The 19,759-nt window shown below is 71.6% G+C and carries 11 protein-coding genes and 2 pseudogenes; 6 read left to right on the top strand and 7 right to left on the bottom strand.

Annotated features, from left to right (window positions below; all coding sequences use genetic code 11):
• Nucleotides 1-117 precede the first annotated feature (117 nt).
• Both FS769_RS02815 and FS769_RS02810 read right to left on the bottom strand, forming a co-directional pair.
• On the bottom strand, nt 118-1,581 hold the full coding sequence (locus FS769_RS02815; RefSeq protein WP_260979674.1) for an FAD-binding oxidoreductase: 1,464 nt from the start codon (nt 1,579-1,581) through the stop codon (nt 118-120).
• Nucleotides 1,578-3,230, bottom strand: coding sequence for a thiamine pyrophosphate-binding protein (locus tag FS769_RS02810; protein ID WP_144829090.1), 1,653 nt, complete (start codon nt 3,228-3,230; stop codon nt 1,578-1,580). Before FS769_RS02810 ends, FS769_RS02815 begins: the two co-directional genes overlap by 4 nt.
• Before the next feature lie 395 nt (nt 3,231-3,625).
• Between FS769_RS02810 and FS769_RS02805 the strand changes: the two are divergent.
• Nucleotides 3,626-4,720: pseudogene (locus tag FS769_RS02805) on the top strand (aldehyde dehydrogenase family protein); the annotation flags it as partial.
• A 46-nt stretch (nt 4,721-4,766) separates the two neighbouring features.
• On the opposite strand, the pseudogene FS769_RS02800 reads toward FS769_RS02805, so the two are convergent.
• Together FS769_RS02800 and FS769_RS02795 are read right to left on the bottom strand one after the other, a co-directional pair.
• A pseudogene (locus FS769_RS02800) lies at nt 4,767-6,173 on the bottom strand (tyramine oxidase); the annotation flags it as partial.
• Nucleotides 6,174-6,436: 263 nt separating this feature from the next.
• Nucleotides 6,437-7,141: an IclR family transcriptional regulator gene (locus FS769_RS02795; RefSeq protein WP_144829087.1), complete on the bottom strand. Its 705-nt coding sequence runs from the start codon at nt 7,139-7,141 to the stop codon at nt 6,437-6,439.
• 97 nt (nt 7,142-7,238) lie between these two features.
• Between FS769_RS02795 and FS769_RS02790 the strand changes: the two genes are divergently transcribed.
• Together FS769_RS02790 and FS769_RS02785 are read left to right on the top strand one after the other, a co-directional pair.
• On the top strand, nt 7,239-9,089 hold the full coding sequence (locus FS769_RS02790) for an FAD-dependent monooxygenase (RefSeq protein WP_144829084.1): 1,851 nt from the start codon (nt 7,239-7,241) through the stop codon (nt 9,087-9,089).
• A gap of 137 nt (nt 9,090-9,226) precedes the next feature.
• On the top strand, nt 9,227-10,699 hold the full coding sequence (locus FS769_RS02785) for an NAD-dependent succinate-semialdehyde dehydrogenase (RefSeq protein ID WP_144829081.1): 1,473 nt from the start codon (nt 9,227-9,229) through the stop codon (nt 10,697-10,699).
• A gap of 374 nt (nt 10,700-11,073) precedes the next feature.
• Here the strand turns inward: FS769_RS02785 and FS769_RS02780 are convergent, their stop codons facing one another.
• Complete coding sequence (locus FS769_RS02780) at nt 11,074-12,513, bottom strand: helix-turn-helix transcriptional regulator (protein ID WP_144829078.1); 1,440 nt, start codon at nt 12,511-12,513, stop codon at nt 11,074-11,076.
• A gap of 119 nt (nt 12,514-12,632) precedes the next feature.
• Here FS769_RS02780 and FS769_RS02775 point away from each other — a divergent pair, with 119 nt between their 5' ends.
• A complete protein-coding gene (locus FS769_RS02775; RefSeq protein ID WP_144829074.1) occupies nt 12,633-14,522 on the top strand; it encodes a phosphoenolpyruvate carboxykinase (GTP) in 1,890 nt (629 codons plus the stop codon).
• A 102-nt stretch (nt 14,523-14,624) separates the two neighbouring features.
• On the opposite strand, the gene FS769_RS02770 is transcribed toward FS769_RS02775, so the two are convergent.
• The gene (locus FS769_RS02770; RefSeq protein ID WP_144829071.1) at nt 14,625-15,080 is read right to left on the bottom strand and encodes a hypothetical protein; all 456 of its coding nucleotides are present in this window, start codon (nt 15,078-15,080) and stop codon (nt 14,625-14,627) included.
• 170 nt (nt 15,081-15,250) lie between these two features.
• Here FS769_RS02770 and FS769_RS02765 point away from each other — a divergent pair, with 170 nt between their 5' ends.
• Nucleotides 15,251-16,015: an ABC transporter ATP-binding protein gene (locus tag FS769_RS02765; protein WP_144829068.1), complete on the top strand. Its 765-nt coding sequence runs from the start codon at nt 15,251-15,253 to the stop codon at nt 16,013-16,015.
• Nucleotides 16,012-17,475, top strand: a complete 1,464-nt coding sequence (locus FS769_RS02760) for an ABC transporter permease (RefSeq protein WP_144829065.1) — start codon at nt 16,012-16,014, stop codon at nt 17,473-17,475. Before FS769_RS02765 ends, FS769_RS02760 begins: the two co-directional genes overlap by 4 nt.
• A 182-nt stretch (nt 17,476-17,657) precedes the next feature.
• Here FS769_RS02760 and FS769_RS02755 read toward each other — a convergent pair whose 3' ends face one another.
• The gene (locus FS769_RS02755) at nt 17,658-19,535 is read right to left on the bottom strand and encodes an ABC transporter ATP-binding protein (RefSeq protein WP_144829062.1); all 1,878 of its coding nucleotides are present in this window, start codon (nt 19,533-19,535) and stop codon (nt 17,658-17,660) included.
• Between the last annotated feature and the right edge of the window lie 224 nt (nt 19,536-19,759).

The raw sequence follows: 19,759 nt of genomic DNA, 5'->3' as shown, positions 1-19,759 counted from the left end.
CGAGCGTACGAAGAGCGCCGCCGCGCGCGACAGGGCCCGGCATCCATCGTGCGCGCGCAGCACAGTTGCGTGCGCGGGTGAGCGAGTCGCGATGGACCGGCCGGCGTGGGCCGGACCTCAGATCGAGCGGTCGGGCGTCAGGATGCCGCGCGGATCCAGCGCGACCTTGATCGCGCGCTGCGCGTCGAGGGCCACGGCATCCTGCTGCCAGGGGAGCTCGTGACGCTTGACCGAGCCGATGCCGTGCTCGCCCGAGATGGTGCCGCCGAGCGAGAGGGCGAGGCGCGTGATGTCGTCGATCACGAGCTCGGCGGCGGCGTACTCCTCGGGGCTCTCGCCCGCCTCGACCGTCGGGTGCAGGTTGCCGTCGCCCGCGTGCGCGACCACGGCGATGCGGCGGCCGTGGCGCTCGGCCAGTTCGCCGATGCCGCGGAACACCGTCGCCAGCTGCGCGACGGGCACGCCCACGTCGCACGACACCCGCAGGCCCTGCGCGGTGAGCGCGGGATTCGCCAGGCGACGGGCCTCGAGCAGGCTGTCGGAGTCGCTGATCTCGGTTTCGACGGCGCCGTGCGCGCGGCAGAGCGCGACGATCGCCTCGGCGGTGTCGAGGGCGGCGAGCCCGACGGTCTGCCCGACCAGCATCGCCGCGCCGGGGGAGGGCAGGCCGCTCGGGTGGAACGCCTCGATGATCTCGACGCTGCGCGCATCGATCAGCTCGAGCACCTCGGGGGCGGTCGGGCCCGACACGATCGCGGTGACCGCGCGACCGGCGTCTTCGATGTCGTCGAAGCTCGCGCGGAAGGTGCGGGGCTGCCCGGGGGGCACGGGCTTGAGGCGCACGGTCGCCGCGGTGATGACGCCGAGCGTGCCTTCTGACCCGGTGAACAGGCTGGTGAGGTCGTAGCCGGTGGTGTTCTTGCGCGTGCGCGCACCGGTGCGCATCACGCGGCCGTCGGCGAGCACGACCTCGAGGGCCGCCACGACGTCGGTGGTCACGCCGTGCGCGACGCAGCGCAGACCGCCGGCGTTCGTGGCGATGTTCCCGCCGATCGTCGACCACTGCGCGCTCGCCGGGTCGGGCGGGAAGAACAGGCCGTGCGCGAGGGCGGCGGCATCGAGGTCCGCCGTGATCACTCCCGCCTCGACATCGGCGAGACGGTTGGCGACGTCGATGTCGACGATGCGATTCATCGCCTCGAGCGAGACCACCAGGCCGCCGGCGTAGGCCACGGCCCCGCCCGAGAGTCCGGTGCCCGCTCCTCGGACGGAGACGCGGATGCCACGGGCGTGCGCCCACGCGAGAGCCGTCGACACGTCTCCGGTCGAGGTCGCCCGCACCACGGCGATCGGCAGACCCTCGGGCTGTGCGCGCGAGCTGTCGACGGCGGAGGCGGCGAGGCTCGCGGGATCGTCGAGGAGGCGGCCGCCGAGCGCTGCGCGGAGCTCGTCGAGGGCGTCGGCGGGCGCGGCGTCCGCTGTCGCGTCCGTCCCTGCGCGCGGCACCGCGACGGCTGCCGCGTCCCGTACCGCGCCGGCCCCGGGCGCGGCGCCCGGCCCGGCCGCGCCGCCGAGACTCACGAGTTCACCTTGATGATCTCGCGCTGGTACGGGGCGATCACGGTGCCGCTGATGCGCAGGTCGAGCAGCAGGAAGGGCCGCTCGGCGGGGTCGCGGCGGGTCCATTCCGCCAGCGCCTCGAGGTCGGCGACCTCGCGCACCACCACTCCCTCGGCGCCGAAGCCGCGTGCGACGGCGGCGAAGTCGACCTCGGGGATGAGCATCGGCTCGCGGGCGAGGCCCTTCAGTCCGTACAGGTTGATCTCGGCGCCGTAGGCGGCGTCGTTCCACACCACCGCGATGCCGTGGCCGGCGGCCGTGCGCACGGCGCTCTCGAGGTCGGCGATCGCCATGAGTCCGCCGCCGTCGCCGGTGGTGAGCACCACGGTGGAGTCGGGGCGGGCGGCGATGGCCCCCGCGACCGAGGGGAAGCCGAGGCCGATCGACTGGTACGCGGTGCCGACCATCATCACGCGGTCGGGCGAGGCGACGGGCCAGTACATGTTCGACCAGCCGAGGAAATGCCCGCCGTCCGAGACGACCACGCGATCCTCGGGCAGCAGCTCGCCGATCCGCGCGGCGGCGGAGCGGGGGTCGAGGCGGCCGTCCGGAGCGAGTCCGTCGCCGGCCTCCTGCTCGCGCAGCGGCGCGACGTCGACGCGGTCGCGCCAGCCCGACGACACCGCCCCGCGAGAGCGCAGGCGGTTCGCGATCTCGTCGGCCGCCACCGCGGCATCCGCCCGCACGAACCCACCCACCTGGGCGTGGGTCGCGGTCGTCGCCACGTCGACCTGGAAGACCTGCGTGCCCGGGGCGAAGAGCTCGCCGAAACGCATCGTGAACTGGTTGAGACCCGCGCCGAAGACGACGGCGACGTCGGCCTCGCGCACGAGCTCCATCGCGCCCGCGGCGCCGAAGCCGCCCGTGACGCCCAGGTCGTGGGCGGTGTCGGGGAAGATCCCGCGGCCGAGGGCGGTGGATGCCGTGATCGCCCCGGTCGTCTCGGCCAGGCGCCCGAGCGCGGGGCCGGCGTCGGCGAGCCAGGCTCCGCGACCCGCCAGCAGGAACGGACGGTCGGCTGCGGCGAGGGCGTCGGCGACGCGGTCGAGCGCGGCGCTCGCCGCGGGACCCTGCGGGGCCAGGGGAGCGGGGATCGTCACGGTCCCGGCATCCGTCAGCTCTCCGGCCTTGCGCGTGACCACGTCGTAGGGGATCGCCAGCACCACGGGCACGCGGTATGTCAGCGCGTGCTCGAGCGCGATGAGCACGGTGGCCGAGGCGTCGCGGTCGCCGACGGTATAGGTGCGCACGCCGACCGCCGAGGCGAGGGCGACCTGGTCGACGCCCCACGGGCGCGGGCCCGAGGTGGGCTCGTCGCCGACCACGAGAAGCAGGGGGATGCGTGCCTGCGCCGACTCGGCGAGCGCGGTGAGCGTGTTGGTGAAACCGGCGCCGTAGGTGGCGGTGGCGGCGGCGATGCGGCCCGACGCACGATAGTGCGCATCGGCGGCGACGACCCCGCCGGCCTCGTGCCGCATCGCGGTGAAGACGGCGTCGGTGTGCCGGTGCAGGGCGTCGAGGAAGTACGCGTTGCCGTTGCCCATCACACCGAAGACGTGGTCGAGGTGGCGGCCGAGGGTGTGGGCGACGTGCGCGGAGACGATGGGCATGCGAGAGCCTTTCGCGAAACAGGAACGGGAATGAGCCGTATGTGTCTCGCGCGGGTCTCGCGCTACGTGCCCCTTTTTCGAGCAGCGACGCACGACCTCGTGCGCCTGACGGGAGCGATCATATACGATCTCGCAGGCTGTGTGGGGTGGTTTCGGGTGCTGGTCGGCCGCCTGCCCCGCGAGACTGCCCCTCGCTGACAACCCGTTGTCAGGCTGACGCGGAGTCGTCAGCGAGATGCAGTCTCGACGGACGTTCAGGCCAGCGCTCCGCCGGGCAAGCGGGCACGCCCGGTCATGGCCCGCGCACGCGCGGACAAGCGGCGCCCGGGCCACCGGCGGAGGCTGACGGGACGGGCATCGCGACACGGCCCGGGACACGAACCGAAGGAGCCGAGATGTCCGATCCCACCCCTGCCCTGGCCGATCCCGAGATCGACGCGGCCGCGCCCTCCGCCGAGTCCGCCGCCGCCGACGCCGCGCTGCTCGCGCGCGTGCAGGCACCCGAGGGTCAGGGGCGGGAGATTCCGGATGCCGCCACCCGTGAGGTGATCGGCCGAGCCCCGGTGCACACCGTGGCCGACGTCGACGCCGCCGTGGCTCGCGCCCGCGCCGCGCAGCCCGCATGGGACGCCCGCGGCCACGAGGAGCGCAGCGCACTCTTGATGGCCGCCGCCGACCGCATCGAGGCGAACTCCGAAGCCCTCGCTCGCCTGCTCTCGCGCGAGCAGGGCAAACCCCTCGACGGTCCCAACGCCCGCTTCGAGGTGGGCGCGTGCGCCGCGTGGCTGCGCACCGCCGCGGGCACCGAGCTGAGGCCCGAGGTGGTCGTCGACGACGGTCAGGTGTACGCCGAGCTGCACTACCGCGCTCTCGGCGTCGTCGCCGCGGTCGGGCCGTGGAACTGGCCCATGATGATCACCGTCTGGCAGATCGCCCCGGCGCTGCGCATGGGAAACACCGTCGTGGTCAAGCCGAGCGAATACACGCCGCTGAGCGTGCTGGCCCTCGTCGACGTGATCAACGAGGTGCTGCCCGACGACGTGCTGATCGCCGTGGCGGGCGACCGCGACGCCGGCGCGCGGCTCGTCGCCCACCCCGACATCGACAAGGTGATGTTCACCGGCTCCACAGCGACCGGTCGCAAGATCATCGAGAGCTCCGCCGGCAACCTCGCCCGTCTCACCCTCGAACTCGGCGGCAACGACGCCGGCATCGTGCTGCCCGACGTCGACCCGGCGGCCATCGCCGAGGGGCTGTTCTGGGGCGCGTTCATCAACACCGGTCAGACGTGCGCCGCCCTCAAGCGCCTGTACGTGCACGACGACGTCTACGACGCGGTCGTCGACGCGCTCGCCGGTTACGCAGCCCAGGTGCCCATGGGTTGCGGTCTCGACGAAGGGACGGTGCTCGGCCCGCTGCAGAACAAGCAGCAGTTCGACATCGTCGACCGCCTCGTCGACGACGCCAAGGCCGCCGGTGGGCGCATCGTTGCGACCAGGTGAAGGCGTTGCCGAACGGATTGTCGTCGCCCATCGGGATGCGCACGGCGTCCACCTCGAACAGGCGATTCTCGTCGCCGTCGATGGCCATGTCGAGCCGCGCCGAGAAGAGGTGCTGGTGCACGGGCGCGAACACGCCGGGCGCGATCTCGGGGGCGTGCCGGTTGATCGATCCGGGCTCGCCGCCGCCGACGAACACGATGCCGGTGGCCTTGGCCTCGACCTGGATCGACCCGTCGAGGTAGAAGTACCAGAAGAAGCCGTAGTCGTAGTTGCCGATCGTGGCGAAGTACGACACCACCAGGCGTCGCGAACGACGCACGTGCGAGCCGACCGGGCCGGGCTCGGTGTGCTTCCACAGCACGCCGTAGTCCTCTTCGTGCATGCAGACGGCGTTGGGGATGCGCATCGCGTGACCGTGATCGTCGGCGACGTGGCCGTCGAAGTAGTGGATGACGCCGAGGCAGTCGCACCCGAGCTCGAGGTGGTTGGCGTTCTTGCCGAGCAGGTACTCGCCGGCGTCGAAATAGCTGATCCAGAATCGGGTGTTGCTGGTGTCGCCGTAGGGCACGACCATCTCGGGCACGCTCGCCCGCGAGAGCACGGGGCGGTCGTCGAAGCGCACGTCGTGCAGCACGAGTCCCTCGCGGGCATTGAAGTCGACGCGCAGCGACCAGTTCTCCCACTGCACGTGCGAGCCGGTGACCGCGAAGCTCGGCCCCTCGGGCTGGGTGATCTCGATCGGCTTCAGCGTCGTGCGCGGGGGTCCGGTGGCCGCGGGGTCGTACCGGCCGCTGCCGGAGGGTGCGGGCACGTCGCCCTCGTCCTCGATGCCGATCACCCGGTTCGCGGTGAGGTCGATGTGCACGATCAGGCCCTCGACGGGGTGCGCCCACGCGATGTCGTCCTCGCTGTCGCGGAGGAAGGTGAGCGAGCGGATGACGCGGCGCCCGACCTCGTTCTCACGCCCGACGAACCCCGGGGCGAGCGGGGTGCAGAACGCCAAGTCGATGCGGTCGGCGAGCCCGCGACGCTCCATCGCGGCCCGCCACTCGGGCGAGGCCTTGACCAGTTCGGCGGCGCGCTCGTACTCCTCGAACAGGTACTGCGGCTGACCGTAGGGGGCGGTGTCGGAGGCGTACCGACGGCTGCTCACCACCTCGCCAGAGGTGATCGCGACGATCGCCTCGGTCACCTCTCCGGTCGCGGTGTCGAGCAGCGTGACGTCGGCGCGGCGGTCGAGGGGGTCTCCCGGATGCCACGCGGCCACGGCCGTCTTCTCGGGTTCGGCGGGCAGCAGCATGGGCACCCGCACGGTTTCGCCGAGCAGGCCCGCCGCGACCAGGATGTCGCGCGTGCGCTCGATCTCCTCCGCGCTCAGCGGGTCGAGGGGATGCGTCGCCGGCCCGGCCCCCGTCGCGGGCTCGAGGTCGGGGTTCTCCATCGCCTGGTCGACGGTGGGGTGAGCGTGTTCGTGCATGTGTGTCTCCTCCACCGTCCACCCTCGTCGCCCGGGCTCGGGCGGGGTTGTCTGCGCGTGCACGGCCGATGTCAGCGCGTGCGTGGCCCGTCTGGCGGCGAGACTGCACCTCGCTGACAAGTGGGTGTCAGGCTGCAGGCCACTCGTCAGCGAGATGCAGTCTCGGCGGATTTCGGGTCGCGGAGGGCCGGGGCGCAGCGCGGGGGACAGCGCGTCGCGCGACCGACCTACAGCGCCCCCCGGATCGCGGATGCCGCGGCCTCGAGCCGCGCGGCGATCGCGGCGTCGTCGAGGTCGGTCGACACGTGCACGGCGGCCACCGCCGCGGGCTCGCGGCCCTGCACCGCGAGGGGGACCGCCACCGCGCGGAGCGTCGGGATCACCTCGTCGTGACTGCGCGCCCAGCCGCGCTCCGCGGCATCCGCCACCTCCGACGCCAGCCGCGCGTCGACCTCGTCGGGCCACCGACGCGGGGGGAGCTGCGCGAGGATTGCGCGACCGGGAGCACCTCGGGTGACCGGATGCCGCGACCCGGGCCGCTGCGCCACCGCGGTCACCGTGTGCCGGGGTTCGACGCTTGCGAGGGTCACGCATTCGTCGTGGTCGAGCACGACGAGGAAGCACGTCATGCCGAGGTCGTTGGCGGCCGCGGTGAGTTCGGGCAGGGCCTCGGCCTGCAGGTCGGCGGCGACCCCGGCAGCCAGGGCGGCCAGGCCCGTGCCGAGGCGCACGGCCCCCGCGGCGTCGCGGGTGACGAGGCCGTGGTCTTCGAGCGTGCGCAGCAGGCGGTAGGCCACCGAGCGGTGCAGGTCGACGCGCCCCGCGAGCTCGTCGATCGTGAGGGGTGTGCGGGCGTCGGCGAGCACTTCGAGCAGCCGGATGCCGCGACTCAGCGTTTGCGAAGCGGGGGCGGAGTCTTGCCGTGACGTCATGGCTCGGCTAACCTCTCGTTCGATAGCGGAACGGTGCGTTCGAATATAGAACACGCCGCCTCGCGGGGCAACCTCGACATCGACGTCAGGAGAAACGATGCAGTTCCACCACCACGGCTACGTCTCGGGCGATCCGCGCGTGCAGAACGCCGCGGGCACCGGCCTCGACCGGGCCGAGCGCCTGCCCGACGAGGTCGACGTGCTCATCGTGGGCTCCGGTCCCGCCGGCATGCTGCTGGCCGCGCAGATGTCGCAGTTCCCCCAGCTGACGACGCGCCTCATCGAGAAGCGCGAGGGGCGTCTGCCGCTGGGTCAGGCCGACGGCATCCAGCCCCGCAGCGTCGAGACCTTCCAGGCGTTCGGGTTCGCCGACCGCATCACCGCCGAGGCCTACAACATCGGCTGGATGAACTTCTGGGCTCCGAACCCCGAGGCCCCCGACGAGATCGTGCGCACCACCCGCACCGAGGACTACGGCTTCAAGATCAGCGAGTTCCCGCACCTCATCGTCAACCAGGCGCGCGTGCTCGACTACTTCGCCGAGGCCGCCGCAGACGGCCCCGCGCGCATCCGCCCCGACTACGGCGTCGAGTTCCTCGGCCTCACAGTCGGCGAGGGGGAGTACCCCGTCGAGGTGCGCGTGCGCACCGCCGAGGGCGAGCGCACGATCCAGGCGAAGTACGTCGCCGGATGCGACGGTGCCCGCAGCGGCGTGCGCCAGGCGATCGGCCGCACCCACGTCGGCGCCGCGGCCCGGCACGCGTGGGGCGTGATGGACGTGCTCGTCGAGACCGACTTCCCCGACTGGCGCATCAAGTGCGCGATCAACGCGGCGGCGGGCAACATCCTGCACATCCCTCGCGAGGGCGGTTACCTCAGCCGCATGTACATCGATCTCGGCGAGGTCGCGGCCGACGACGACCACCGCGTGCGGCAGACCCCGATCGACGAGGTGATCCGTCGGGCGAACGAGATCCTGCACCCGTACTCGATCGACGTGAAGCAGGTCGCCTGGCACAGCGTGTACGAGGTGGGGCACCGGGTGACCGACCAGTTCGTCGACGACCTCGACAGCCCGCGGGTCTTCCTCACCGGCGACGCCTGCCACACCCACAGCGCCAAGGCCGGGCAGGGCATGAACGTCTCGATGCAGGACGGCTTCAACCTCGGCTGGAAGCTCGGGCACGTGCTCACCGGCCTGGCCTCCGCCGACCTCCTGCGCACCTACGACGACGAGCGGCGCCCCGTCGCCCAGCAGCTGATCGACTTCGACCGCGAGTGGTCGTCGCTCATGGCGCGCAAGCCCGGCGAGATCACCGACCCCGCGGAGCTGTCGACCTACTACCTGGCCACGGCCGAGTTCCCCTCGGGCTTCATGACGCACTACGGCCCCTCGGCGGTCACCGCAGACGCGCCCGCTCAGGAACTGGCATCCGGATTCCCCGTCGGCAAGCGTTTCAAAAGCGTCGAGGTCGTGCGGGTGTGCGACGGCAACGCCGTGCACCTCGGTCACCACGCCCGGGCCGACGGACGTTGGCGCGTGTATGCCTTCGCGGATGCCGAGGGCTCGGCGCTGCGGGAGTGGGCGACGGCGGCGCGCGAGATCGTCGAGCGTCTCACCCCCGCGGGGGCCGACCTCGACGCGGTGTTCGATGTGAAGGCGGTGTTCCCCGGTCGCTGGGAAGACGTGGTCGACGTGCCGGATCTCTTCCGCCCGCGCTCGGGCCCGCTCGGCCTGATCGATTGGGAGAAGGTCTTCGCCGCCGCGCCCTCGGCCTGGACGAGCGCCGACATCTTCGCGGAGCGCGGGATCGCCGCCGAGGGAGCCGTGGTCGTGGTGCGTCCCGATCAGTACGTCGCCCACGTGCTGCCGCTGACCGACCCGGCCGGCCTCGAGCGCTTCTTCGCCGGAGTGATGGCGCAGCCGGCGGAGGCGGTCGCGCGCTGACGGGTCGGCGACGTGCGCCGGGGAGGGCTGGCCACGGCGGCGAGCACGCCACTCCGTTTGTACGCAACGTATATCGGCGCACCCTCGTGTGCTGACGAGAATGGGCGGGACACCCCCGCATCGATCCAGGAGGATTCATGACCGATTCGCGCGAGAGCGAGCTGCTGGCATCCGTACCCACCGGCCTGCTGATCAACGGGGAGTGGCGCGCCGCCACGGGCGGCAAGACCGTCGACGTCAACGACCCGTCCACCGGTGAGGTCATCCACCAGATCGCCGACGCGACCGTCGACGACGGCATCGCGGCGATGGATGCCGCGGCCGACGCGTTCCCGTCGTGGGCGGCGACCCCCTCGCGCGAGCGCGCCGAGATCCTCCGCCGTGCGTTCGACCTGCTGCAGGAGCGCAAGGAAGACATCGCGCTGCTCATGACCCTCGAGATGGGCAAGCCCCTCGCCGAGGCGCGCGGAGAGGTCGGCTACGGCGGGGAGTTCCTCCGCTGGTTCAGCGAGGTCACCGCGCACACTCAGGGCCGCTACGGCGCCAACCCCGAGGGCACCGGTCGCATGATCGTCTCGCAGCACCCCGTGGGCCCGTGCTACCTCATCACCCCGTGGAACTTCCCCCTCGCGATGGCCACCCGCAAGATCGCGCCCGCGCTCGCCGCCGGCTGCACGGTCGTCATCAAGCCCGCAACGCTGACGCCGCTCACGACGCTGTTCTTCGCGCAGATCCTGCAGGACGCGGGCCTTCCCGCCGGTGTCGTCAACGTCGTGACCACCACCAACACCGGCCCGGTCTCGGAGCGCATCATCTCCGACCCGCGCCTGCGCAAGCTCTCGTTCACGGGCTCGACCCCGGTCGGCGTGAAGCTGCTGCAGCAGGCCGCGCCCGGCGTGCTGCGCACCTCGATGGAGCTCGGCGGCAACGCGCCGTTCGTCGTGTTCGACGACGCCGACCTCGACAAGGCGGTCGAAGGGGCGATGCTCGCGAAGTTCCGCAACATCGGCCAGGCCTGCACCGCGGCCAACCGCTTCATCGTCCAGCGCGGCGTCGTCGAGGAGTTCACGCGCCGTGTCACCGAGCGCGTGCAGGGCATGAAGATCGGCCGCGGCACCGAAGAGGGCGTGCAGATTGGCCCCCTCATCGACGACCGCGCGGTCGACAAGGCCAAGACCCTGGTCGGTGACGCCGTCGAACGCGGCGCGACCGTCACCGTCGGCGGCTCGCCCATCGACGGCCCTGGCACGTTCTTCGAGCCCACGGTCGTCTCCGACGTGCAGCCCGGCAGCGACATCCTCCGCGAGGAGATCTTCGGACCCGTGCTCGCGATCATCCCCTTCGACGACGAAGACGACGCCGTGCGCCTCGCCAACGACACCGAGTACGGCCTCGTCTCGTACGTCTTCACCGAGTCGCTCGCGCGCGGTCAGCGCATGATCGACAAGCTCGAGACCGGAATGATGGGCCTCAACGTCGGCGTCGTCTCCAACGCCGCGGCCCCCTTCGGCGGGTGGAAGCAGTCGGGCCTCGGCCGCGAGGGCGGCGACGAGGGCATCCACGAGTACCTGCAGACCAAGTACACGCTGACGGCCAACCCCTACGCCTGATCAGGCCGAAGAAGACACCGGATGCCACGACCCCGGCGCCCCGCGAGGGCCCGGGGTCGTGGCATCCGTCGTTCCGTTCGCATCCCCGCGACACAATGCAGGAGATCCCGTTCTCCGGCAGCCCATCTGGCCCGTTGGGAGACTTCGTCGCGCGAAACGCCTGTGTCATGTCGGGGAGGCGGAGGGACGCCACAGCTCCGCGTTGCTCGGTGCGCCGGGGTCGCGCCGTCCGAGGCACTCGCCGTTCCGCGACACGACGCAGGAGATCCCGTTCTGCGGTCGCCTATCTGACCCTCTGGACGACCTCGCCGACCGCACGTCCTGCGTGGTGTCGCAGGAGGGGACGGATGCCGACGTCCCCGGCCGACCCGGCGTCAGCCGTTCGCGTGCCGGTCGAGGAACGCGAACACCTCGGCGTCGTCGACGCCGGGGAACATGCCACGGGGGAGGGGCGAGAACATGTGCCGGTGCACCCGCGCACTCGGCCACGCCTTACCCGACCAGCGCTCGGCCGCCTCGGTGTCGGGGCGCCGGCAGCACGACTCGTCGGGGCAGTGCGACACGCCACGCGTCGAAGTTTCGCGTCCGCGGAACCACCGCGCGTCGTCGAACGGCACGCCCACGGTGATCGAGAAGTCGCCGTCGCTGGTGGTGCCCGTCTGGGTCGAGCACCAGAAGGTGCCGGCCGGGGTGTCGGTGTACTGGTAGTGCTCGGTGGTGCGGTTGTGCTCATCGAACGCCGACCGCGCCGAGAACTTCTTGCACACGACCTGGCCCTCGACGGATCCCGTGACGTCGGTGGGCAACGGCAGTCCGTCGTTCTCGTACACGCGCGAGATCGCGCCATCGCCGTCGACGCGCAAGAAGTGCAGATGGATGCCGAGGTGCGTCGTCATCAGATTGGTCATGCGCATCGCGGCGGCCTCGTGGGTCACCCCGAACGCGTCGCGGAAGTCCTCGACGGCGAGGTTGCGGTCTTTCTTCGCCTGCGCGAGGAAGGCGACCGAGCTCGTCTCGGGCATGAGGCAGCTCGCGGCGAAGTAGTTGATCTCGAGGCGCTGCTGCAGGAAGTCGGCGTAGTCGGTGGGCGGGCGGTGTCCGAGCAGGCGGTGCGCCATCGCCTGCAGGGCCATGGAGCGCAGGCCGTGACCGCCCGGGATTGATGCCGGCGGCAAGTAGATGCGTCCGTTCTCGAGGTCGGTGACCGAGCGGGCCGAGTGCGGCAGGTCGCTGACGTAGATCAACTCGAAGCCGAGCTGCTCGGCCATGATGCTCACCGTGCGGTGCGTGAGGGCACCGGTCGAGTGTCCGGCGGCCTTGAGCTGCTTCTCGGCGAGGCGCTCGATCTCTGGCAGGTGGTTGGCGATCTCGCGCATGCGCAGGCGCAGCTCGGTGTTGGCGCGGCGGGCTTCTTCGGGGCTCGCGATGGTGGCGCGTTCGCGGCGCTGCAGTTCGCGGTGCAGGCCCAGCACGGCCTCGATCGTGTCGTCGCTCGTGCCCTTGGTGACCTTGACCGGTGGGATGCCGAGCTGACGGAAGAACGGAGAGGTCTGCGCCTTCTCGAGCTCGATCTCGAGCGCCGCCCGCCGGTTCGGGGGTTCGCGCGAGAGGAGCTCGGTGACCTCGGTCTCGGTCGCGCGGGCGATCTCCTGCAGCAGCGAGAGCTTGGGTTCGCGCTTGCCGTTCTCGATGAGGCTCAGCTGGCTGCCGGCCACTCCGACCAGGGCGCCGAGCTCGTCGAGGGTGTAGCCCCGCGCGAGGCGATGGTGCCGGATGCGATGACCCAGGGTCGTGAGTTCGAAGGTGGACGCCATTCCTTGACCATAGCGAAAGAATTCTATTTCTTACAGCGCGGAACCTCTATAAGACGGCGTTCCGCACCCGCACCATGGAGGAACGACACCGATATTCGCTCTCAACCGAGGAGAACGACATGGCACTCGCCGACTTCCTGGCCCCCCGCTCCACCGGCCGCGCCGCTGCGGCCCCCACCGCCCCCGCCCGTTCCGGCTACGGCGTGCGCCCGGCCGTCGACGGTCCCGGCCTCGCCGCCCTCACCGCCTGGGTCGACCAGGTCGCCGCTCTCACCCAGCCCGACCGCATCCACTGGGTCGACGGCTCGGCGGCCGAGAACGACGCCCTGCTCCGCGACATGGTCGACGAGGGCAAGCTCATCAAGCTCAACCCCGAGTGGCGCCCCGGCTCGTACCTCGCCCGCTCGCACCCCGGCGACGTCGCCCGGCTCGAGTCGCGCACCTACATCGCCTCGAACCGCGAAGAAGACGCCGGTCCCACGAACAACTGGATCGCGCCCGCCGAGATCCGCGAGACGCTGAACGGCGTCTTCGAGGGCTCGATGCGCGGTCGCACCATGTACGTCGTGCCGTTCTCGATGGGCGCGGTCGGCGGGCCCCTGAGCCACATCGGCGTGCAGATCACCGACAGCGCCTACGCCGTGGCATCCATCGGCGTGATGACCCGCGTCGGCACCTCGGTCACGCAGCAGATCGCAGGCGGTGCGCCGTGGGTCAAGACCGTCCACTCGGTCGGTGCACCCCTCGCGCCCGGCCAGCAGGACGTCGCGTGGCCCTGCAACGACGAGAAGTACATCGTGCACTTCCCCGACACCCTCGAGGTCTGGTCGTTCGGCTCGGGCTACGGCGGCAACGCGATCCTCGCGAAGAAGTGCTTCGCTCTGCGCATCGCCTCGGTCATCGGCCGCGACGAGGGCTGGCTCGCCGAGCACATGCTGCTGATCCGCGTGATCGACCCGAAGGGCAAGGCGTACCACGTGGCCGCCGCCTTCCCCTCGGCCTGCGGCAAGACCAACCTCGCGATGCTCCGTCCCACGATCCCCGGCTGGCGCGTCGAGACGCTCGGCGACGACATCACGTGGATCCGCCCGGGTGAAGACGGACGCCTCTGGGCCATCAACCCCGAGGCCGGCTTCTTCGGCGTCGCCCCCGGCACCGGCGAGTCGACCAACGTCACCGCGATCGAGACGCTCTGGGGCAACACGATCTTCACCAACGTCGCGCTCCGCCCCGACGGCGACGTGTGGTGGGAGGGCCTGACCGACGAGGCACCCCCGCACCTCACCGACTGGGAGGGCAACGCCTGGACGCCCGCGTCGGGCCGCCCCGCCGCGCACCCCAACTCGCGCTTCACCGTCGGCGCCGCGCAGTGCCCGCAGATCGCCGAGGACTGGGAGGCCCCCGAGGGCGTCCCCCTCGACGTCATCCTGTTCGGTGGCCGCCGCGCGACCAATGTGCCGCTGGTCGTCGAGGCGACCGACTGGTCGCACGGCGTGTTCATCGGCTCGACGGTCTCGAGCGAGAAGACCGCCGCGCAGGAGGGTACCGTCGGCGAGCTGCGCCGCGACCCCTTCGCGATGCTCCCCTTCTGCGGCTACAACATGGGCGACTACTTCGGCCACTGGCTGAAGGTCGGCCAGAAGCTCCGCTTCGACCGCGCTCCCCGCATCTTCCAGGTGAACTGGTTCCGCAAGGGCGACGACGGCCGGTTCCTCTGGCCCGGCTTCGGCGACAACGCCCGCGTGATCGACTGGATCATCCGTCGCGTCGACGGACAGGTGGATGCCGTGGACAGCCCGATCGGCCGCCTGCCCAAGGTCGAAGACCTCGAGCTGTCGGGTCTCGACCTGCCCGCCGCCGACCTCGAGGAGCTGTTCTCGATCGACCGCGCGTCGTGGCTCGCAGAGGCCGACCTGACCGAAGAGTTCTACGACACCTTCGGTTCGCACCTGCCGGCCGCCCTGCGCGCCGAGCTCGCCGCGCTGCGCTACCGCCTGCAGCGCGCCTGAGACCGGCTCGCCCTCCGCGCCGTTTCGCACGGACAGGGCGAGCCCTCGAATCGACGCCCCTCCCGTTCTTGGCGCGCGGGAGGGGCGTCGGTGTTCGTCCGCTCACGATGCCGCGGGCGACTTCTCCTTCTCGCCGGGGCTGTTGGGCGTCCAGCCGTACCAGCCGTCGGTCGTGGCGATCACCGACCACGCCCCGCACGCGAAGACGCGATCCTTCGCGTACACGTCGGGGGCGTCGTCGATGTGCACGGTCGGGGCCGACTGACGCTCCATCTCGACGCAGGTCGCCGTATCGAGGGGCGAGCCGCTCCGCGCCAGAGCGGTGGCGACCTCGCCGTCGCGCTTGGTCTTGACGACGATCGCGGTCGCGTCGGCGGGCAGCCACGGCACCGTGGTGTCGGCCCGGGCGGCGACGTCGGCGGCGTCGGTGTACTCCGTGGTGACCTCTTGCGACAGGGCCTCTTCGATGCCGGTGCACCCGGCGAGCGAGAGGGTGAGGGCCCCGCCCGCGGCGACGGCCAGGGCGAACAGGAGCGGTGAGGTGCGGTGCGATGTCATGGTTCGATCGTGGCCGGGTGAGGTCGCCGGGTCGTCGTCCCCGGGGATGACGACCGTCCCTCTCGAGACGCATTTCAACCCGCCGCCCGTGCAGCGTCATCCCCGGGATGTACGACGAGACGACGCCAGGCCGATGCCGCCGGTCGGGGGTGGTTCGTAGCGTCGAAGTCATGCAGCAGAATCCTTCCGACACCGCGCCGATGGCCGCGCGAGTGCAGAACCTCACGAAGACCTTCGGTGCTGGCGAGTCGCGCGTCCACGCGCTCGACGACGTCACGATCGGCCTCCGCCGCGGCGAATTCACGGCGATCATGGGACCGTCCGGCTCGGGCAAGTCGACCCTCATGCACGTCATGGCGGGACTGGATGCCGCGACCTCGGGCCGCGCGTTCATCGGCGACACCGAGATCACCGGGCTCAGCGACCTCGACCTGACCGTGCTGCGTCGCTCGCGCGTCGGGTTCGTCTTCCAGTCGTTCAATCTCGTGCCGACGCTCGACGTGCTCGGCAACATCACCCTGCCGTTCGAGCTGGCCGGTCGGTCTCCCTCGCCCGAGGCCCGACGCCGCATCGACGCGCTCGTCGAGTCGATGGGACTGAGCGGTCGTCTGCGTCACCGCCCGCACGAGCTCTCGGGCGGTCAGCAGCAGCGGGTCGCCATCGCGCGGGCCCTGGCGACGCAGCCCGACCTGATCTTCGCCGACGAGCCGACCGGCAACCTCGACTCCCGCACCGGCCGCGAGGTGCTGGCGCTGCTGGCCGCGGCGAGCCGCGAGCACGGGCAGTCGATCGCGATGGTGACGCACGACCCCGTCGCGGCCTCGCACGCCGACCGGGTGGTCTTCCTCGGCGACGGCCGCGTCGTGGCCGACACCCCGCGCCAGAGCGCCGAGGCGATCTCGGCCTACATGCTCTCGTCCGAGGTCGGAGCGTGAGCGCCGTCGCCGAGCGGCCCGTCGGCGCGCCGCGCCCCCGCCGCCTGCCGCGCGCCCTGCCGCGCGCGGAACGCGGTCTCGGTGCCTCGGTGCTGGTCGCCGCCATCTCGAGCGGCTTCGGCACGCTGCTCATCGCCGCCACCGGTTTCATCGGCGCGTGGTTGCTGGCGGCGCCCTACCTCGCGGGTCGCGAGAGCGTCGTCGTGGTCGTGGCGATCCTCAGCGCGCTGCTGGTCGGCGTGGCGATGTTCGTCGCAGCGATCGTGACGACGAACACCTTCGCGACGATCGTCGCCGGCCGGACGCGGCAGATCGCCCTGATGCGCCTGATCGGGGCCTCGGCTCGGTCGGAGCGCGTGCGGGTCGCGCGACAGGGTCTCGTGGTGGGGGCGATCGGAGCGGTCGTGGGGCTGATCGGCGGGACAGCGGTCGCCGCCGCGCTGCTGCCGGTGGCGCGCACCGCGTGGGGGATCGACGTCGACTACGCGCTTTTGCAGCCGGTGCTGGTCGCTCCCGCCGTGATCGTGACCCTCACGACGTGGGCCGCCGCCTGGGCCGGTTCGCGCCGGGTGCTCGAGGTGACGCCCCTGCAGGCGATCTCGGGGGCGACCGAGCGCGACCGGAGTGAGGCCGTCGGCGGTCGCGCTCGCCGCATCGTCGCGGGGATCCTCTTCTTCGGCGGCACGCTGGTGCTCGCCGCAGGGATCGCCCTGGGGCTTCTCTCACCCCTCGGCGTCGTCGTGGCGTTCGTGGGCGGAATCTTCTCGTTCACGGGACTGAGCCTCGGCGCCACCGTGGTCATGCCGCCTCTGCTCCGCGTGACCGGACGTCTGTTCGGCCGTTCGGCCGAGGCGCGCCTGGCTGCCGAGAACGCGCTACGCTACCCCGAGCGCTCGAGCCGCATGGCGATCGGCGTCGTGATGGGAGTCACGCTCGTGACGATGTTCGCGGTCGCCTCGCAGTCGGCCCGCGACCTTCTCATCCAATCGGGCGGCGGCGAACCGCCGGAGGAACTGCTCGCGCTCATGGACACCTTCGCCACGATCATGATGTCGCTCGTCGCCGTGTCGGCCGTCATCGCCGCCGTCGGTCTGGTGAACCTGCTCACCCTCGGGGTGATCCAGCGCCGTCGGGAGCTCGGTCTGCTGCGCACGCTCGGCTTCGCCGCCCCGCAGATCCGGCGGATGGTGCTGCTCGAGGCCGCACATCTCACCGTGACCTCGGTGGCCCTCGGGCTCGTGCTCGGCGTGATCTACGGCTGGGCGGGAGCGCAGTCGCTGCTCGGTTCGGTCGGCGTCCCGCCGGAGTTCTCGTCGCCGACGTTCCTGCTGCCGAGCATCCCGTGGGCGACCGTGGGGATCGTCGCGGTGGCCACCGCGCTGCTCACCGCTGTCGCCGCCGTCGCGCCCACGCGCCTGGCCACCGCGGTGTCGCCGATCGACGCCCTCGCGGGCGACTGATCCGCCGGCCGGTCCCTGACCGCACCGGGGTCGGTCATCGCGGCGGCCCGGGCCCATGCGATCGCGAGACTGCATCCGGCTGACATCTCGGCGTCAGGCTGCAACGGGCTTGTCAGCGAGATGCAGTCTCGCGTTCGGAGCGAGGCACGCGCCCGCCCCTGTCCCACCGCCCGCCGCCCCGCTCAGACGAGCAGCTGGTGCTTCGCCAGATCGCGGTAAAGCGGAGTGGACGCCACGAGCTCGCTGTGCGTGCCCCGACCCACGACCCGGCCCTTGTCGAGCACCACGATGAGGTCGCTGTCGACGACCGTCGAGAGGCGGTGCGCGATGACGAGCAGGGTGCGGTCGGTCGCGACGGCGTCGATCGCCTCGCGCATGCGCTGCTCGTTGACGCCGTCGAGCGACGAGGTCGATTCGTCGAGCAGCAGCACCGGGGGAGCGGCCAGCAGCGCGCGGGCGATCGCAAGGCGCTGGCGTTCTCCGCCCGAGAGCATGACGCCGTCTTCGCCCACGGGAGCGTCGACGCCGAGCGGGCTGCGCTCGAGCACGTCGCCGAGGTTGACCGCGCGCAGCACTCGCTCGCAGTCGGCGTCGGATGCCGCGGGAGAGGCGAGTCGCAGGTTGTCGGCGATCGTGCCGGCCAGGGTCGGCGCATCCTGCTCGACGTAGCCGAAGCGGGCGCGAAGGTCATCGCGGGAGAGTTCGCGCGCGTCGACGCCGTCGACGAGGATCGCGCCGCCGGTCGGGTCGTAGAAGCGCTCGATGAGGGCGAGGATCGTGCTCTTGCCCGCCCCCGAGGGGCCGACGAGGGCGACGCGCGATCCGCGCGGCACCTCGAACGACACCCCGCGCAGCACGTCGCGGTCATCGTCGACCTCGGCGGCGGTCTCGTCGGCCGCGCGCTCGAGGTGCGCCTGCTCGAGCACCGAGCGGGCCTCTGCGGCGGCGGCCTCGCGGGCCTTCACGACGTTGTCGGGATAGCGGAAGTGCACGTCGCGGAACGTCAGGGCCGCGGCATCCGGAACCGCCGCAGGCGACGAGGGACGGTCGGCGTCGTCTTCGAGGGGGAGGTCGAGCACCTCTTGGATGCGCCCCAGCGCGCCCAGCGCCTGGTTGACCGAGGTAATCGCGCCGATCGCCGAGGCCAGGGGCTGCACGAGCAGGAAGAGGAAGATCACGAAGGTGACGAGCGAGGCGACGTCGATGGCGCCGGAGGCCACGCGGTATCCGCCGACGCCGAGCACGACCAGCAGCGACACCTGCAGGGCGACGAAGGCGATCGGCACGATGAGCGCCGACACCCGCGCGATGCGCACGCCCGCGGCGTAGGCGGCCGTGGCGTTCTCGGTCACCGCCGCGATCTCGCGCTCGGTCGCGCCCGACGCGCGGATCGTGCGGATCGAGCCGACGGCGCGCTCGACGCCCGAGGAGAGTTCGCCGACCTTCGCCTGCTGATCGGCGGATGCCGCGCGGATCCGCGTGCTCAGCAGCACGACCACCGCGAGAGAGGCGCCGACCACCACCACGATGAGCCCGAGCAGCAGCGGGTCGATGAAGGCCATCGCGATGACCGCGCCGACGAGGATGAGGGCGTTGCCCACGGCATCCGCGAAGCCCTGCGTCAGCACCGCGTAGAGCAGGGTCGTGTCGGTGCCCACGCGCGAGACGAGATCGCCCGTGCGACGCGCGTCGAACTCGCTGATGGGCAGGCGCAGGATGCGCGCGATGAGCCGCCGCCGGCTCGAGAACACCACCGCGGTGCCGGTGCGCTGCAGCAGATAGTGCTGGAAGCCCGAGATCACAGACGACAGCACGACGAAGCCCACCAGCAGCCACACCAGGGCGCCGAGGGGCACGCTGGCCTGCACGCGCGAGATGACCTCGCCGACGAGCAGCGGCTGCGCGAGCGTGGCAGCGGCGCCGAGCACGCTGAGCACGGCGACGACGACGAGCGTGCGCTTGTGCTCGAGCAGGAAGGGGACCAGCTGGCGGAACGACGCGCGCGGGCCTTCGGGCGCGCGGCGGCCGCGCCGACCACGCGCGGGAGCGGGAAACGACATGCTCACCTCGGGAGAAGAATGGGGTGCTTCGACCGTACCCCGCACCACCGACACCGCCGGTCGGTCCGCTCGACGGCGTGCACAACTCCGGAGAATTCATCGACTCACCGCGATGCGAGCAGTCCGGGCTCCTCGCGCGGTTGCGGATCTCCGGAGTTCGGCCCGTACAACGACGAAGTCCTGTCGGAACGACGGATGCCACGAGGCCTGGGCCCCGTGGCATC

It is taken from the genome of Microbacterium sp. BH-3-3-3, from assembly GCF_007679045.1.
Taxonomy (GTDB): Bacteria; Actinomycetota; Actinomycetes; order Actinomycetales; family Microbacteriaceae; genus Microbacterium; species Microbacterium algihabitans.
The sequence above is the reverse complement of the archived record's forward strand: the minus strand, read 5'-3'. Positions and strand labels throughout refer to the sequence as shown.

What these genes read in the sequence shown, in the direction of transcription:
- FS769_RS02755 (WP_144829062.1), bottom strand. Translation starts at nt 19,535, where the DNA reads ATGTCGTTTCCCGCTCCCGCGCGTGGTCGGCGCGGCCGCCGCGCGCCC.
- FS769_RS02770 (WP_144829071.1), bottom strand. Translation starts at nt 15,080, where the DNA reads ATGACATCGCACCGCACCTCACCGCTCCTGTTCGCCCTGGCCGTCGCC.
- FS769_RS02775 (WP_144829074.1), top strand. Translation starts at nt 12,633, where the DNA reads ATGGCACTCGCCGACTTCCTGGCCCCCCGCTCCACCGGCCGCGCCGCT.
- FS769_RS02780 (WP_144829078.1), bottom strand. Translation starts at nt 12,513, where the DNA reads ATGGCGTCCACCTTCGAACTCACGACCCTGGGTCATCGCATCCGGCAC.
- FS769_RS02765 (WP_144829068.1), top strand. Translation starts at nt 15,251, where the DNA reads ATGCAGCAGAATCCTTCCGACACCGCGCCGATGGCCGCGCGAGTGCAG.
- FS769_RS02795 (WP_144829087.1), bottom strand. Translation starts at nt 7,141, where the DNA reads ATGACGTCACGGCAAGACTCCGCCCCCGCTTCGCAAACGCTGAGTCGC.
- FS769_RS02790 (WP_144829084.1), top strand. Translation starts at nt 7,239, where the DNA reads ATGCAGTTCCACCACCACGGCTACGTCTCGGGCGATCCGCGCGTGCAG.
- FS769_RS02810 (WP_144829090.1), bottom strand. Translation starts at nt 3,230, where the DNA reads ATGCCCATCGTCTCCGCGCACGTCGCCCACACCCTCGGCCGCCACCTC.
- FS769_RS02785 (WP_144829081.1), top strand. Translation starts at nt 9,227, where the DNA reads ATGACCGATTCGCGCGAGAGCGAGCTGCTGGCATCCGTACCCACCGGC.